This is a genomic window from Erwinia mallotivora, from assembly GCF_000590885.1.
Classification (GTDB): Bacteria; Pseudomonadota; Gammaproteobacteria; order Enterobacterales; family Enterobacteriaceae; genus Erwinia; species Erwinia mallotivora.
Map to the genome: position 1 here is coordinate 1 of NZ_JFHN01000071.1, position 17,568 is coordinate 17,568.

Here is a 17,568-nt window from a genome sequence, read left to right on the forward strand (position 1 = left end):
GCCAGCCGCAGAGAGGCTACGCCGCCTGGCTGGCGGCGCTGATGCCCGACGGGCAGGAGGAAACCCGTCAGCTGTTTGCCACCTATAAAGAAGAGGCGGATGCCGCAGTGGCGCAGGGGGAGCTGTGCGCGGCGGCCTTTGTCCAGCAGCAGGCACGGTTAATGCGTACGCCAGCGGAAATGAACTGGGGCGAGCGACTGCGTCATGCCGATCAGCTGGCGAGCTTTCTCGATCATCCTTATTACCCTACCGCCCGCGCCAAGTTTGGCTTCAGCGAGGCCGATCTGCGCCAGTACGCGCCGGAGTTCTGCCAGCCGTTCCGCCTGCGCTGGGTGGCGCTGCCGCGTGAGCAACTGCGGCTGACCGCACCCGATGCCAGACCCACATGGTGGCCGCTGCCGCAGCAGGTGGGACTGGATGCCGGGATGCAGGCCGACTACGAGCTGGTTCCGGTGCATCCACTGACCCTGCCTCATCTCACCGCGCTGCCTGCCGGAGCGGTGATTGCGCCTGCGCCGTGGCTTGAGGTTTATCCGACGCTGTCGGTGCGCACCGTGCAGCTGGCGGACCATCCCGCCGATCACCTTAAGGTGCCGCTGAGTATGCGCACCCTCGGACAGAAGAATATCCGTCTGATCAAAGCTTCGACGCTGTATGACGGCCAGTGGTTTGCCGAAGTGCTGTCTGCGATCGGTGAGCAGGAGCCGCTGCTGCGCGGGAAATATCGTCACGTTGACGAGCGTTTCTGCGGGCATGTTGCCGAGGATAAACAGCTGGCCTTTCTGCTGCGTCGCTATGCCGCCCCGCGCCCGGGTGAAACGCTGCTGCCGGTGGCGGCGCTGGGCAGCCGCCTGCCGGACGGACGTCTGCTGCTGGCGTCGTTGCTGCAACAGCCGGGGATGCCGGATGCTGCCAGCTGGTGGCGTGAATACTGCCAGCTGATGGCCGATGTGCATCTGACGCTGTGGCTGCGCTACGGCATTGCGCTGGAATCAAACCAGCAAAATGCGGTGCTGAGTCTGACGCCCGGTGAACCGCTGACGCTGGTGATGAAAGATAATGACGCCGCCCGCCTGCTGCCTGAGCGCTTCAAAACCGCCTGTCCGTCGCTGGCCGCGCGTGTTGATCAACTGCGCGATCCGCGAATCAGCGTGCAGGACGACCTGGCGCTGTCCCGGATGTTTATCACTATCACTCTCCAGCTTTGTCTGGCGGCGGTGCTGGAGAGCCTGGCGGCAGCGAAACTGCTGGAGAGAGAAGCGGCGTATCAGACGCTGCGTACGTCGCTGGAGAACAGCCTGACGCAGTTGGAGCGGGAAGGTGTGATCACCGATTTTGCCCGTCAGCAGCTGTTTGCATCGCCCACCCAGCCGGTGAAATACCTGTTGCTGAGCGGCAGCCTGCTGAGTAAAGAGGCTTCCGGCGCGGCGGATATCAACAAGTTCTATGGACAGAGCGGGCCGAACTTTCTGCGGCGGGGGAACGGCTGATGCGCCGCACGCTACTGGTGGTGCTCGCCTGCCACTTTCTGGCGGCGTTCACCGTGCTGGGCGTGCCGCTCTATCTGCCGCGTTTACTGACGGCATTTGGTATCGGGGAGCAAAGCCTGTGGGCCGGCGTGCTGTTCAGCTTACCGGCGGTGATGACCGCGCTCTCCTCGGCCTGGTGGGGACGCTTTGCCGACCGTTATGGCAGACGGCTGTCACTCCAGCGTGCGCTGGTGGGGCTGACGCTGGCGTTTCTTCTTGCCGGTGCGGCACCTTCGCTACCCTGGCTGATGGTGGCGCTGGCGATGCAGGGCCTGGCAGGCGGCACGCTGGCGGCGGCCAACGGTTATCTGTCGGTTCATCTGCGCGGCGATGAGCTGGCGAAGGCGCTGAACTGGACGCAGTTTTCAGCCCGGCTGGCGCTGTTGAGTGCTCCACCGCTGATGGGCGCGATTCTGATGCTGTTTCCGCACATCGGCCAGCGGTTATGGCTGGGCCTGGCGGTGCTGCCGCTGTGCGGATTGCTGTTCAGTCTGCGCCTGCCGGCTGATGAGGTCTCGGTCAAAAAAGCCGCTCCCGCCGCTGCGGGGGCGGGCAGAGACCTGCTGCGGGATCTGTGGGCGATGCAGTTTCTGTTTAACTTCGCGATGGTGGTGACCTTTCCCTATTTCCTGCCGTATGCCGCCCGCTGGCTGCATCAGGAACTGGTCATTGGCGTGTTTTACAGCTGGCCGCACCTTATCTATCTGCTGCTGTTACCCCTGTGGCACCGGCTGGCGGGACGTGCGCTGTACTTCCTGCCGGGCACGGTGCTGATGGCCGTGTCTGCTCTGTGGCACACGCAGCTGGCCGGGGAGGGCGCATTGCTGATGGCGCGAACGCTGTTTGGCCTGGGGATGTTGCTGGCCTACAGCGGTGCGAATCAGATGCTCAGTGACCGAATCCGTCAGCACAGCGCCGGTAAGCAGTTTGGTCAGATTGATGCTGCCGGTAAATGGGCCGGGGTTGCCGCCGGAACCAGCGCAGGCTGGCTGGTGGTGCATTTCTCTTTGCAGACGCCCTGGCTGGCGTCTGCCTTTGCGGCTCTTTGTGCCGCGTTAATCTTTGTTACTTCACCTTTACGAGGATCAGGTTATGTCCGTATCACTCGCGGTTCGTAAACATCCGCTGCTGACGCCAAAAGTTGCGCCAGAGCGGGAACAGGCGGAATTTGCCGGTCTGACGGCGCTGCTGAACTGCTATATCCGTGAATTCGCCCGTCCGGCAGGCAGCATCAGCCTGGTACGCCAGGGCAATATTCCGCTGTCGCTTGCCAGCCGGATGGTCTCCGGCGAGGTGGTGCTGCTGGAATTAGGGGGGGCAGAGAGTACGCTGCTGGCTATTCGGGCGCAACGCTGGAGCCTGTTGGGGCGCGGTGATTTTATCGGTACGCCCTTTGTGAAGCAGTTTGGTCGTCCGTGGCGGGCGGTGCGCTGTAGCGAAGCGATGGCGTTTCTGGTCGGGGATATGGTGCGCCAGACCGGCCAGCTGCCGGACCTTGAACTGATGGATCAGATTGAAAACAGCGTACAGGTGATGGCGTCATTTATTTCTCATTTACCGCCCGCTGCCGCTGAACATCGTTATATTCGCAGTGAAGAGAGCCTGCTGTGGGGGCATCCGATGCATCCCAGCCCGAAAAGCCGTCAGGGGGTGACGCCGGAAGCGCTGCTGGCCTGTTCGCCGGAAGTCTCGGCGCGTTTTCCGCTGTACTGGTTCCGCATCGACCCTTCGCTGTTGCAGATCAGCGGCGATGCGCCGGTTTCCGACGTGCTGGCGCAGTTGCAGGGGCAGGACTGCTATCCGTGCCATCCGTGGGAGGTGCGCCATATTACCGGCTCGCCGGTTTATCAGCGCGCGCTGCGTGCCGGGCTGATTACGCCGCTGGGGCAGGTAGGTCCGGATTTTGCCGCGACCTCTTCGGTGCGAACGCTGTACCTGGCGTCGCTGCCCTATTTCCTGAAACTCTCCATTCATGTGCGCCTGACTAACTGTGTGCGTAAAAATGCCTGGTATGAACTGGAGAGCGCCGTGGCGCTTAATGCCTTGCTTGAACGCCATTTCGCCCGGCTGGAAGCCAGTGCGCCAGGTTTCCACATTATGCGTGAACCCGCCGCCAGCAGCCTCGATTTCTCGGCGATTGCTGAGGAGGGGGAAGCGGATGAGGTGCGCCATCTTCAGGAGTGCTTCGGCATCCTCTATCGCGACAACCTGCGCGATGAGCAGCCGTGGCTGGCCGCGGCACTCTTTGCGCTCGACCATCAGGGCAACAGCCCGTTGCAGGCAGTTATTTCACAGCTCGGTGCGGCGCGCGGCTTGACCATGCAGCAGGCCAGCCTGCTGTGGCTGGAGCACTATCTGGCGGTGTTATTGCCTGGCGTACTGGATGCCTTCTTCACCGACGGTCTGGTGTTTGAGCCGCATCTGCAAAATGTGCTGCTGGCGATGAACGGCGAGCTGCCGACTGATATCTGGATACGCGACCTGGAAGGCACCAAGCTGACCACCGAACGCTGGTCAGCCGGGGATCTGGCGATGATGTCGGAACGGGCACGTCAGTCTGTCTGGTACAGCCGTGAGCAGGGCTGGCGGCGCGTTGCCTACTGCCTGTTCATCAACCATCTGTCAGAGGTGCTGTTCCGCCTGGCGGATGGCGATCGTCAGCTGGAACAGCAGCTGTGGGATCGGCTGGCGACTCAGCTGGCCCGCTGGCAGCATCAGCCGGAGATCGCCGCGATGCTGGCAGGTGGCGCGATACCGTCGAAAAACAACCTGAAAATCCGTTTGTTGCAGCAGGCTGACAGACATGCGGATTACACCATGATGCAACACCCAATGAGGAGCGCCCGGTGACGCCGCAGGTACTTGAGACGCTGCAACAGTTGCAGCAACAGCGCACAGAACCCTTTTGTGCCTATGTTTACGATCTGAGCGCGCTGGCTCAGCACATCCGGCAGATGCGCAGTGCGCTACCGGCAGGATGTGAGCTGTACTATGCCGCTAAAGCCAATCCGGAAGCGGCGGTGCTGCACACGCTGAGCGAGTTTGTTGACGGCTTCGAAGCCGCCTCCGGCGGCGAGCTTGCCTGGCTGCGGCAGCAGGTGCCCGATAAGCCGCTGATCTTCGGCGGTCCGGGTAAAATGGAGAGCGAACTGCGCCAGGCAGTAGAGTGCGGGGTGGTCACCCTGCATGTTGAAAGCCTGACGGAACTGCGCCGTCTGACGGCCATTACCCAACAGGAAAACCGCCGCGTGGCGGTGCTGCTGCGCATGAATATTGCACTGGATGGCATCAGCGGCACCCACCTGATGATGGGCGGTAAACCGACGCCTTTTGGCCTGGATGAGCAGGAGTTGCCCGCCGCATTGCAGGAGATTGCCGCATCGCCGTTGATTGAACTGCGCGGCTTTCACTTCCATCTGATGTCGCATCAGCTGGATGTGGATAATCATCTGGCCCTGATTCGGCTCTATCTGGACAAGGTGCAGGACTGGTGCCAGCGCTGGTCGCTGTCGGTGGATTTAATCAACGTCGGCGGTGGGATAGGGATCAACTACCTTGACCCTGAGAAGCATTTTGACTGGGCCGCTTTCTGTCAGCGCCTGCCGGATATCACTCAGCAGAGCCAGGCCCGTGGCTGGACGCTGCGTTTTGAATGTGGGCGCTACATTACCGCGCCGTGTGGCTGGTATGTGATGGAAGTGCTGGACATCAAGAAAAACCTCGGGGAGTGGTTTGCTATCGGGCGCGGCGGCACGCATCATTTTCGCACGCCTGCGGCGCAGAGTCACAACCATCCGTTCAGCGTACTGCGGCGAGAGCAGAACACACCCTGGATTAGCGGGCAACAGGTGACGCTGGTCGGTCAGCTCTGTACGCCGAAAGATGTGCTGGCACGTCAGCAGCCGGTTACGGCGCTGGCACCGGGTGACTGGCTGGTGTTCAGCCTTGCCGGAGCCTATGCGTGGAATATTTCGCACCAGAATTTCCTGATGCATTCACCCCCTGAAGTGTTCTGGCTGAAGTGAGGTGATGAAAGCAGGCGATGCATCGGGCATCGCTTGCTTTCCGGGAAATGATTGACTGAGGGGATACCTTTTATTGTGCCGTAATCAGGTGAGTTTCACCGCCTGTTTCAGGTTTTTAGCCTGAGCCAACGGCTGAGCCCAATCAGCCAGCTGCTCAGGGGTTTGAGATCAGGTTATTTTTAATTAAGTCGTCCTTCAGAGGGCGCTTTGCTGCGGAAGTTGAAAAAATCCTTGCTGTATCCTTTAGTGGGATCTCCCTGGTAAGATCCACTACCTGACTTTTCCTTCCTAATCCAGCCAGACTCATATAGTAAGCTGATAGTGTATCGGCATTATTTAATCCAAGCTTGTTAACTTTTTCCCCGCCATTGATTAATGTTTGTTTTATTAATGTTTTTTTATCTGAAAGACTCATTGAGTCTGTTATACCAAAATACTCATTCGTAGCCATACCATAACCAGGATAACCATCCTCTCCTCTCCTTGCTGCACTTGTATCATCTGTCATTGCTGATACATATTGATCAAGCATCTCTTTTTCAGACTGGTATACTTTTCTCCCTGTGCCAGACGCTAAATCCACGTTAAAATAAAGGTAATCTTCAGTATCTACTGAGTGCGTTATTTCGTGAAGAATACCCTGAGTGAGCGCTTCAGGTGATGAAAATGTTTCGTCATTCAAAATTATTCTTTTGAGGTTTTTGTTATAGAGTCCATAAACACCCTTTTGGTCTGAATACAGATTGCTGATAATATATCTGTTTTCGAAGTCTGAATTTAACAGATCAATTGCCGTATCAAGTTCTGCAAGTTTATTTTTTATATCTTTTGCGCTGGCAATCGAGGATGTCATTTCAAAAAAGTGACGCTCAATTTCCAGATCAGACATTGCATTTATGTTTTTTACCACAGATTCACTGATTGAATCTATATTATCCAGGGTGTTTTTCAGGATGTTATATCGTTCCGGATTTATTTTTTTTAGCAGTGGTGGGTAGATGCCGAATTTGTATTCTCCCGGTTTTTCAGTGTGAAAATTCATGACGCCATTATCATCAATATTTAGTTGTGGGGCCTGAATACATAAATCATCAAGACCTCTTTTTATTCTGCTGGTACAGAAGGGAAGTAGATTTTCATTAACCTTACTTCCTTTTTTAACATTTATTTCATCCAGTGTTGTACCATCATTCTTATATGTCCCTGGTTCAATTTTTTTATTTTTTATTTCATTTTTAATATTGATTTCAGTATCAATTTCATTTTTTTTGTATCTTATTTTCCTAATATTTTCCAGTTGTTTTTCTTTTGTATTTAGTTTGTTGATGATTTTCTCAAATGAGACAGGTGCTTTATTTTCAATTTTTTTTGCAATAGCCATCAGTAACTTTTTGCTGACTTTACCTGCATTCCACAGCATTTCAAATCCAGGATCTACCGCTCTTATCGCTTCTACACCAACAGCGGATAATTGCCTGGTGCCTGGGATGGCGATATTACGTAGAGTATTCTTCCCAACATCTTTTACTGCCTGTCTGAATACACCTGACTGGATCGCATCTCTGGTTGCCGTTGTCATTGCAGTACGTGCAATTTGTTTGACGCCCATTGCCACGCTACCGGCAAATTTGCCAGACATGCTGGCTATTTTACCGACAACAGGAATAAATGAAAGAATATCCAGTGAACAGCTGATAGTGGCACCGGCTACATCACCCGAACGAATGCTCTGGGTACAATCATAAAAAGGGATAAGTGACAAAAAAAAGTCTCTTACCTTTTCACTAAAGAGTTTTTCATAACCCTGATCATAGAGAGATTTATAAAAATGATCCTTATGCTCTTTCACCAGTGAGTTTAACAGGACTTCCATCCCATCCGCCTGGTTTTTATGCGTGTCACGCGGGATTACATTTAGTTTATAATTCGGATTATTTAATCCCTGATTGTCTGCCATCAGGTCTTTCCAGTAATAATCATCCTTGTCCCTGTTAAGAAGTTGCAGGCTGTATCCGGCTTCTTCGGGTTTCAGAGCATAGATTTTCTCTTTACCACCTTTTACTGCTGAAAACACAGAAACGCCTGGTTTAAGACTGGAGGTTTTTGACAATAATTCTTGCGGACTCATTGGGCGCATTTGATTTCTGGCTGTTTCGACGTCTGATATTTCGATATCGACATGTTTGACCTGTGCATCAGCGATGAATTTAAGATCCGCCTCGTCTGCTTCACCTAATGCCACATTGACCAGGATTCGATCAATATCGGCATATTTTTCGGCTACATGTTCGGTTTTTTCTTTGTATTCTGCGTCTGCCGCTTCATAATCAGTGTAGTCTATCGGGATGTTATCGAAATCTCCCCTATTGTTTTCAGAAGCATAAGCGGCTTGTGCTAGATACCAGGGCTGAGCCAGTCTTTTATAATTTTCCACCACCTCAAGGCGCGGTTTCCAGACAGCCATAGCCTCGTTAAAGTGGTCGAAGACATTATTTTTTATATGCTGTCTGTAATGACTGAACAGATTTTTGATAGCTTCCTTTCTGGTATTCATCAGGCTTTCTGCGTCATTGTTTTTCCAGTCTGCGGGATTATGTATCGCATATTCAACCAAAGCAGGTAACCTGAACAGATCTGCACCGTTTATCGCATCTGGCAGGGCATTTTCTTCCATCAGGGTGAAAATCATTTTTCCGGCAAAAGACGCTGATTCCAGAGTGATATCTTGATCTTCGACACCACTTTGTTTCAGATAAAGCGCACCGGCATGCTTAAATCCCCATTTATTATCCTTCAATGGAATATGTTCTGCGTTGTCGACTGCAAACAGAGGAAATGCTTGCTCAATGGCATCGTTCCACAGCTCTTTCAGCATGGGTGACACAGGCTGTTTGTTATCATTTGGTAAGCGCGCGTCTAATGAAAGAAAGTCTTTTAAATGAGCAAGGGTATATTCTTCAGGAAACGCCGTTTCGGCAATTTTTTGCGCTAAAAAATCCGTCGGGTTGGTTTTTAATATCTGTTCTGACAACCATCTGTTAATGATGAAATCTGACTCACTGTCAGAAATAAACGCGTTTTTGGGGCTGTCAGTGTTTCCTGATTGCTGTAATATTGCTCTGGCTATTTCATCTGATTTATGTGGTTTTTTATCAAGAAATTCGGCCACGCCATTTAATGTTTTGAGCAATGGTATGGAATTTTTATAACTGCTTATAAGTATGCTTTCGTTTTTAAGAAAATTGTTTATTTCATTGTTTTGAATTTTCGAAATATTATTCAGAGATGTTTTTTCAGGTCTGTTGTTAGTAACAGGGCTGGCATTCGTCGTGGGGAACGTTAATGGATCATATTTATTAATAGTTCGATCAATGAAATTTCCCGCCGAAGCAATCATATCTATGATGCCTGTTTTTTGGTTGTTTTGCGCAGTAATGTTATCTTGTGCCTGCGAGGCAAAGAGGGACGAAATACCCTTTATTTTCTCCGGAGGATTGACCTCATTATCGCTGTTTTTTTTCAAATTATCTGCTTTTATGTTCCCGGTAATGTTTTCATTTTTTTCGTCCGTAGGGGTAACATTATCTGAGGTTTTGGTATTTTCTTTGTCGAAGTCAGCAGATTTGTGCTCCTTAAATGCTTTTGCTACTCTGGAATTATTGTAATGCCAGTCTGCATTTTTTAATGCATTATCTGTAGCATGTTTTCGCGCGCTGTTGTCAGTTAAAGCATGTAGTTTTGGTTGTCCTGTTATATTAGATATCAGCGTTACTGCTGATAAGATGGCACTGGCGCGCATTCTTTGATCATAATTAGTGGAGTGAGCACCTGGGCATGCGGCGAGTTGGGCGATTTTTGCATTAAGTTCTTTCTGGTTAAAATAGCTGTTGTGTGTTTTATTGTAATATTGACCTGTGTGATGACGATGTTCCTGTGCATATGTATTAGAAATGGGCATGGTAAACTCTCTCCGTGAATTTATATATCGATGATAAAAGGAAAATTTATTCTGTATGAATAACCTTTCCTTTACTGTTGAAATGCAACAGGGAAGGGGTGATATCTCGGTTTGTCAGTCATTTTTTCATCTCTGGTTAACCTTCCCTGATTATTTTTTAAATTTTATATTTTTATTTTTTTCATGCTATCAAAAAACGATACAGACCAGGAAAAATACCTACCAGATTCAAATAAGAATATCAGGGTGGGTTTTTATTGTCTTTTTTTCTGTTATGTAAATAATTTATTTTTTATGGTGGTTAATTTATAATGATTATTATCATCGATCTTCAGAGCTTATTTGAAAATCACAGTTAAAAGTATAACGGTAGCCTGTATGCCATCATACGTGTCTTACTTACTCAGCCTGCAATGAAGATAACCTGTGACCAAACAACGCGATTTTGATTTTTCCCATCGGCCACTGATCCCCTTAGCGCATGATTATCAGCATGGGGATTATGAGAGCTGGCATACGCACAGCTGTGCCCAGTTGATTCATACCTTAAGTGGCGTGGTTCGCCTGGAGACGCAGCAGGGTATCTGGGTGGTGCCCCCCTCGCGCGGGGTGTGGATACCTTCAGATACGCCTCATGCTTTGCACATCGTGGGTGAAGTTAAGGCCAGAGTGCTGTTTGTTGAGCCGCTGGCCAGGGCAGATCTGCCGGTGGTCTGCCAGGTGGTGGCAATCAGCGCGCTGTTAAGGGAGCTGATTGTCAGCGCGCTGGATCTGCCTGCCGAGTATTCATCCGGTAGTCGGGCGGAACGAATTTATGAACTTATCCTTGATGAGATCCGTTTGATGAACACGCTGCCGTTCAGTTTACCTGAGCCCGTTTCAGAGCGACTGAGACAGCTGTGTGACGCCGTGCGGCAGGCCCCGCATCAGGAGTGGAGCGTGGCGAACGCGGCCAGTCAGGTCTGTGTGAGCGGCAGAACGCTCAATCGCCATTTTTATCAGCAAACCGGTATGCAGTTCAGTGAATGGGTTCGTCGTGCCCGTCTGCTGCTGGCCCTGACGCGTCTGGCGCAGGGCGAGCAGGTGACCCAGGTGGCGCTGGATTCAGGCTATGCCAATCCCGGGGCGTTCAGCGCCATGTTTCGCCGGGTGATGGGGGTCTCGCCCGGTGATTACTTCAGGGCGTCATGAAGTGTGCGGCGGCATTGAGCATCGCCTGGAGCGAGGCGCGGGTAATATCGCTGTCAATGCTGACTCCCCAGCCGCATTCACCGGCACGGTTACGACAGCAGACATAGGCGACAGAACGGCTGTCGCTGCGTTTACCCAGCGTATGCTCCTGATAGCTCTCAATTTCCATATCGGTTTTCAGCTCACGGCACAGCGCGCTCAGCGCTGCGGAGAGAAAACCGTTTCCTGACCCTTGCAGATGCAGACTTCTTTGCTGATAAATCAGTTCGGCAGTCAGCGTGGTGCGCTCGCCGGGCAGGTTGGTGCAGCTGTATTGCGTCAGGCTTAACGGGGGCAGGTCAACCAGCCCGTATGCCTCGCGGAACAGGTTCCAGACGGCCATTTGCGACATCTCTTTACCTTCCGCATCCGCACGGTTCTGAAGCAGCTGGCTGAAGGCCTGTTGCAGTTGACGGGGCAGATGCAGGCCGTGATTCTGTTCCAGCAGCCACGCCGGCCCGCTTTTACCCGACTGACTGTTGACGCGGATCACCGCCTCATAGCTGCAACCAATATCGGCAGGATCGAGCGGCAGATAAGGGATTTGCCAGAAGGGATCGGATGAACGCTCTCGGGCGGCAAAGCCCTTTTTGATCGCATCCTGGTGAGAGCCGGAGAATGCCGTGAACACCAGTTCTCCGGCATAGGGATGACGCGGCGCGACCGGCAGCTGGTTACACTCTTCGACCCGCTCCACCACTTTTTTCATCTGGCTGAAATCGAGTCCGGGGGCGATCCCCTGGGTGTAAAGATTCATCGCCAGGGTGACCAGGCAAACATTTCCGGTGCGCTCGCCGTTACCAAACAGACAGCCTTCGACGCGATCGGCCCCCGCCAGCATCGCCAGTTCGGCACAGGCAATGCCGGTGCCGCGATCGTTGTGCGGGTGCACGCTGATACTAACCTGCTCGCGGTGGGAAAAATGGCGACAAAAATGTTCAATCTGATCGGCATAAATATTCGGCATACTGACTTCGACCGTTGCCGGAAGATTGATAATCATCGGACGCTCAGGTCCGGGCTGCCAGACTTCAGCGACGGCTTCTGCTATCTGTAAGGCAAAATCCGGCTCGGTAAAACAGAATGTTTCGGGCGAGTACTGAAATGTCCAGGCGGTTTCCGTAGCCTCAGCCGCTAAGCGGCGAATGTGTTTTGCGGCACTGACCGCAAGCTGGACGATCTCTTCCCGTGTCTGGCGGAACACCACCTCCCTGAACAGCGGTGCCGTCGCGTTATATAAATGGACGGTTGCGCGGCCGACGCCTTGTAAGGCTTCAAAAGTGCGGGTGATTAAATCTTCCCGCGCCGGGGTCAGCACCTGGATGGTGACATCCTGCGGAATGCGCTGTTCCTCAATCAGCCGCCGGACAAAGTTAAAATCCGTCTGCGACGCGGAAGGAAAGGCGACTTCGATCTCTTTAAATCCACACTCAATCAGCAGCTCCCAGAATTTCAGTTTACGTGCCACATCCATCGGTTCCGCCAGCGCCTGATTACCGTCACGCAGATCGGTTGACAGCCAGCGCGGCGGGCGGGTCAGCGTGCGGTCAGGCCATTTACGCCCCTCGAGGTTGATGGGAGGGTGTGCTTTATATTTTGACGACGGGGTGTTTAACATGCCGGACTCCTTGTAGTGGGAATCGACAGTGTTATGCAAACCCGGGCGGCAGCGCTCACCGATATCTGACAACCGATTACGCAAAAGTGACAAAATCGCGGATAAGCGGTTCTAAGCGGTAAAAAATGCATGGCCGGCAGTTCAGACTCAAAGGTGTCGTTGCTTCGGTAATAGAGTGCAGGGTTCTGCCGGGACAGAAGCTGTTGAGTGGCAGCGCAGCGGGACCATCAGCGGAATGACTGATGGCAGGGGACTTCATTATTTTCTTCTGGCAGGCTGAGGATAATTATTCGTCGTGACGGAGAGAAAAGGGCCTGCAATCAGGCCCTTTGAACTGGCTATTTTGTGCTCTCGGACTGCGTTGCGCTGAACTGCTGCGTCAGGAAAGAACTGGTACTGTTTAACTGGCTTATCACACTGTCCAGCTGAGTGAACTGCTTTTTATAGCGTTCCAGCGTGTTGTCGATGCGCTGGCTTTGCTCGCTGTATCTCTGTTGCAGTGTGCTAAGACGGCTACTTGCCGCACTTTGTGCATTTCCCAGCGAACCGTTCTCAGAAAGGGCGCTGGTGAGCTGTGTGGCGATGCTGGTTGCCGTGCCGGTGCTCTTGCCATTACCGGCAAACAGATTGCTGACGTCTTCCGGGCTTTCTGTTATTGCGGTATGCAGGGCATCCTTGTCCAGTTTCAGCTTGCCGGTCATCGGGTCGGTGGTGATGCCGACCTGGATCAGCGACTGGAGTGAATCCGATCCTGAGCTGTCCGTCAGGGCATTCTGGAGCTGGCGTTGAATGGTACGTACGGTGCCGTCACCCACCAGCGGGCCGTTGCTGCTGTCTTCTGATGAAGACTGGGTGGTGTCGCTGTCACTGGCATCTGCCGCCGCTGATTTTGTCAGGCTGGCAGAGGTGTCCACCTGGGCGTTATAGGCATCCACCCAGTCGCTGACCGCCTGCTCTGCGCTGTCAGTATCGGTGGAAACGGTCACGGTCTGGCTGCCTGTGGTGACGGCATTGAGATCCAGCGTAACCCCAGGCAGTGCGTCGCTGACGGAGTTTGAACTGCTTTCCACATCAATATTATTCACGCTGAGTTTTGCATTCTGCGCTTTAACACTTTCGCTCAGGCCCCCACCGCCCGCGCTGAAGCCAATAAACTTTTCCAGTTTGTCGTCTCCGTCGGCACTGACCGAGGTAATGGCGTGAGAGGTTCCCGTTTCACTGGCGGTCAGTGACAGACGATAGCTGCCATCCGCCACTTTCACCACGCTGGCGGTGACTCCGGCATCGGCATGGTTAATGGCATCCTGCATACCGGACAGGGAGGTCTGGTCGCTGCTCAACTTGATATCTTTATGTGAACCATCAGCCAGCGTGATGGTGAGTGTACGGCTGTCAACGCCGCTGTCACCCAGTTTCGCGTCAGTATCTTTCGCAATCCCGGAGGTCAGGGTTTGCGACTGGGCAAGTTGTGACACGCTGACGCTGTACTTGCCTTCCTGTGCGCCTGCCGTGGTGGTGGCGCTGATGGCCGAGCTGGAGCTGTCAGCTTTAGTGGCGTTGAACAGCGTGGGGTCGGTCAGTTTCTGGTTCGCGGTCTGAAATGTCTCCAGCGAACTTTTCAGCTGTCCATAACCGCTCAGCTTTGCGGTCCAGGACTGCTGCTGCTGGGTGACAGGCGTCAGCGCAGCCTTTTCCGTCTCCTCAAGCTTGTCGAGCATCCCGCTCAGATCCAGCCCCGAACCGACACCCAGCATACTCATACCGCTGTCTGCGGTGCCGGAATCGGTAGTTGAACTCTCTGAGGAGGTCGTGGTGGTGGGGGTGGCTGTTGATGTCGTGTCGGAGGATGAGGGCGTCGTTGTGGTGGAGGTTGTTGACGAGTCATCTGACGATGTGGTCGCCGTTGTTGCGGCTTGCGTTGATGAATCATCAGCAACAGAGGGGGTTGCGTTGGCGGCAGATAATGCCGAACTGCTTAGCGCAGATGAGACCGGTAGCGATGATATTGTGCTCATAATGTTTCCTCGTTGTTTTTGTACACAGGAAGTTAGTAGCAGTTGAACTTATCGGCATGACCAGTGAGAACTTCAGTAAAAATTTGCGTTATAAACGCAAATCAATTTTTGCTTATCTGAGCAAAACGCAGTGGCATTGAGGGTGTTTGCAGCGGCTCACTTTTTGTAAACATAAAGAAATATTAATGTATTTTTTGTAAGGGAGAGTCAATAAAACTTTTGCCAGCGGTGAAGACTGCTGAAAATGACGGCGTGTCTGCCTGAAGCTTTTCAGGCGTGGGAAATTATTCATCCCTGCGCTGGAAGCGGTATCGAGTTTGCCGATGAGCTGGAAAAGCGGGGGCTGTGATAACGCAGCCGGTGGCCGGTGCCAGGGTTATTGATGTCGTCGTGGTCTGACGCCAGCCGTACTGTTAATCAGCTGGAGCAGCGATCTTTTCCGGTAAATGTGCCCGCGTTGATTTATCACCACGCGGGCTGAACGCCGTGCTGAGATAAAACTCAGCTATTTTCTTCACTTTTGACGAATGATGCCAGACGCAACAGTGTGAGCGCCCCGTCTGGCCATCTTTTCCGCCACCACGCTTTCGATCTCTTCCAACGGCACCCCTTTGGTTTCCGGAACGAATCTGGCGAGGAACAGATAGCAGATGACGTTGAAACCGACGAAGATCCACATCGAAAAAGCGCCGTTAAAAGTACGTTGTAACCAGGGCTGATCATTGACCACCGGAAAAAGCAACGTGATGACAAAGTTAGTCATCCACATCAGGCCAACAGACAGACTCATGCCAGAGTTACGGATTTTCTCCGGGAAAATTTCTGAAATCAGCACCCATGCTCCGGCTCCCCAACCCATAGCAAAAGTAATCATAAATAACAAAATGCCGAAAACGGTCAAATGGCCTGAATCGTGAGAATAGAGCCCCCAACTTGCAATAAGCAGCCCCAGAGTTGCGCCGAGGGTTCCTGCTTTCATAACCGGTAGCCTGCCAAACCTGTCAAAAAGGTTCATACCGATGAAGCCGCCAATTCCGTTAGCTACGGCAATGAAAATAGTCTGAAAGAGAACGGTTTCTTTACCTGCGTTTCCCTGAGCTAATACGATCGGGGCGTAATAGTTCATAACGTTTATGCCAGTACACTGCTGAAGAATCGCAATCAATACGCCAACAGCCAGGATGTATTTCAGCACTGGAGTGTCTGCCAAACCTCCGCGGCTCCTCGCCGCTGAATTTCTGGTCTGGCGAGCGGCAAAGAGCTGTTGTGCTTCCATGCTGTTAAATTCGGGGTAGATCCGGGCATACAGTCTGATGGCCTGCTCACTGCGCTGATGTCGCAGGTTCCACTGGGGAGATTCCGGCATCAGCAGGCACAGGAGCATCATGATCACCGATGGAACTAACTGCGATCCCATCATCCAGCGCCATCCTCGCTCTTGTATCCAGATGTCATCCATGCCTCTTACCACCACGTAGTTGACAATGAAGACGCTCAGGACGCCCACTACCATGGCCAGGTTGAACAGCCCGGAGCATCTTGCCCGGATGGCTGTTGGTGCGACTTCTGACATGTACATTGGTGCAACGGTTCCTGCAACGCCGACAGCGAGGCCGCACAATACTCGCCCTGCCCAGAATGTTTCATATGAACTGGCCAGAGAACAGAGCAACGCGGTGGCAATAAACACCAGTGATGAGATAAGCAGTGAAGTTCTGCGCCCTGTTTTTTCCGCAATTGAGCCTGCCATTAATGCGCCTGCGATGGCACCGGCGATAATACTTGAGACCGCCCAACCTACCTCCGCAGGGCTCAATGCAAAGTGTGTCTTTACCGGTGAAACAGCACCTGAAATCACAGCAGTGGAGTAGCCAAACATCAGTCCACCCAGAGATGCACAGCAGCAGATAAGATACACAAAACCTGCGTTAAATTTCTTTTCGTAAGACATAACCCACCCTCGTTCTACGCAAATCAGGTCGCGAATGGCAGATGCTCGTTTTGCCAGTACGCCTGCATTTCGTCTGCGGTTGCATTTCTGTGCTGAATGCGACAAAAAATTTTTCCTGATTCATTAGTGATCATTTTTATTGGGTCTTTGATCAACTCAATTGATCATTTTTGTTTCAGCTTTATGATCGCCTTCACAGGAATGAAATGAAAATGCCATTTTTGTTTATTATAAAAAATTTATTTGATTACTATCACGGTGAGCGTTTCCTCGCCCCTGCAAAGTGGCGGTTTCTAATCCTCGGCATAAGCAATCGATTTGGCGGCATTCACTGTTTCATTCACTAAAATTTGAGGGAATAAGATGATCACTTCTCTGCACGGGATTTCAACGATGCACGGAAATCTGATGACTGATATCCGGTTAGCAAAAGAAGCAGGATTCAATTCGTTAGAAATTTTCTATCCTAAATTTATCCGTTATTTGCAAAATGGCGGGACTATAACAGAGGTAAAAAATAAAATAAGCGATGCAGGGTTAACCGTTTCATTTCTCAGTGCCCTGGATAATATCGAACGTTTTGAAAAAAGCGAACGTGTAGCACTTCTTGCTGAAGCAGAAAAAATCTCTCAGGAAGCACGTCAACTGGGAACAAATACAGTGATGATCCTGCCACGGAATGGCATTGATCATCTGAGCGATGGGGAAATAATGGATATTATGACCGATAATATCACTGCTATTGCAACTATCGGTGAACGGTTGTCTGTCAGATATATTATTGAATTGCCAGCATTTACTAAGTTCAGAACCCTTCAGCAGGCGCATGAAGTCATCAGGCGCGTCGGCAAGAAAAATGTGGGTGTCGTTGTCGATTTCTGGCATTTTTATGCGGCCGGATGTACGCCGGAAGAAGTCAGCCGAATGAACAAGGAACATATATTTGGCGTCCATTTCTGCGATGGCCGTGTTCCAAAAAAAGCGGGGGACAGTTGGGATGAAACTATTTTACGCTCGTGCATGCCCGGAGAAGGGGAAATAGATCTTAAAAAATGGTCTGATGCTGTTAAAACCACAGGTTTTGACGGGGCCTGGTCAGTTGAATTAATTAGTCCTTCTGTCTGGGAAAAAGATCCGTCAGATATTACCAAAGCACTTTGTCAGGCTCTTCATAAATACGCGGCATAATATTTTAAAATTTTATCAATGCGTCTCCGAAATATAACCGCTTTTCTGATGCGT

The 17,568-nt window shown here is 51.9% G+C and carries 10 protein-coding genes; 6 read left to right on the top strand and 4 right to left on the bottom strand.

Annotated features, from left to right (window positions below; translation table 11 throughout):
- From BG55_RS18720 to BG55_RS18735, 4 genes are all read left to right on the top strand, one after another.
- Positions 1-1,490: IucA/IucC family protein (locus tag BG55_RS18720; RefSeq protein WP_034940790.1), on the top strand; the 1,490-nt coding region annotated here is incomplete at its 5' end.
- Positions 1,490-2,647, top strand: a complete 1,158-nt coding sequence (locus BG55_RS18725) for an MFS transporter (protein WP_034940792.1) — start codon at positions 1,490-1,492, stop codon at positions 2,645-2,647. The genes BG55_RS18720 and BG55_RS18725, both read left to right, overlap by 1 nt.
- A complete protein-coding gene (locus BG55_RS18730; protein ID WP_052018960.1) occupies positions 2,622-4,379 on the top strand; it encodes an IucA/IucC family protein in 1,758 nt (585 codons plus the stop codon). Before BG55_RS18725 ends, BG55_RS18730 begins: the two co-directional genes overlap by 26 nt.
- On the top strand, positions 4,376-5,554 hold the full coding sequence (locus BG55_RS18735; protein ID WP_034940793.1) for a type III PLP-dependent enzyme: 1,179 nt from the start codon (positions 4,376-4,378) through the stop codon (positions 5,552-5,554). Before BG55_RS18730 ends, BG55_RS18735 begins: the two co-directional genes overlap by 4 nt.
- A gap of 154 nt (positions 5,555-5,708) precedes the next feature.
- Here the strand turns inward: BG55_RS18735 and BG55_RS18740 are convergent, their stop codons facing one another.
- Positions 5,709-9,512: a hypothetical protein gene (locus BG55_RS18740; protein WP_034940796.1), complete on the bottom strand. Its 3,804-nt coding sequence runs from the start codon at positions 9,510-9,512 to the stop codon at positions 5,709-5,711.
- A gap of 426 nt (positions 9,513-9,938) precedes the next feature.
- Between BG55_RS18740 and BG55_RS18745 the strand changes: the two genes are divergently transcribed.
- The gene (locus BG55_RS18745) at positions 9,939-10,703 is read left to right on the top strand and encodes an AraC family transcriptional regulator (RefSeq protein WP_034940798.1); all 765 of its coding nucleotides are present in this window, start codon (positions 9,939-9,941) and stop codon (positions 10,701-10,703) included.
- Here BG55_RS18745 and leuA read toward each other — a convergent pair.
- The 3 genes from leuA to BG55_RS18770 form a co-directional block, all read right to left on the bottom strand.
- Positions 10,690-12,360: a 2-isopropylmalate synthase gene (gene leuA, locus BG55_RS18750; protein ID WP_034940800.1), complete on the bottom strand. Its 1,671-nt coding sequence runs from the start codon at positions 12,358-12,360 to the stop codon at positions 10,690-10,692. The two genes, BG55_RS18745 and leuA, sit on opposite strands and share 14 nt — an antisense overlap.
- Positions 12,361-12,698: 338 nt before the next feature.
- Entirely contained in the window at positions 12,699-14,375 is a 1,677-nt protein-coding gene (gene fliD / locus BG55_RS18760) for a flagellar filament capping protein FliD (protein ID WP_235192800.1), read from the bottom strand.
- A gap of 514 nt (positions 14,376-14,889) precedes the next feature.
- Positions 14,890-16,326 (bottom strand): sugar porter family MFS transporter, encoded by a 1,437-nt coding sequence (locus tag BG55_RS18770; protein ID WP_052018961.1) that lies wholly within the window; start codon positions 16,324-16,326, stop codon positions 14,890-14,892.
- 363 nt (positions 16,327-16,689) lie between these two features.
- Here BG55_RS18770 and BG55_RS18775 point away from each other — a divergent pair, with 363 nt between their 5' ends.
- Complete coding sequence (locus BG55_RS18775; RefSeq protein WP_034940810.1) at positions 16,690-17,514, top strand: sugar phosphate isomerase/epimerase family protein; 825 nt, start codon at positions 16,690-16,692, stop codon at positions 17,512-17,514.
- Positions 17,515-17,568: the final 54 nt, after the last annotated feature.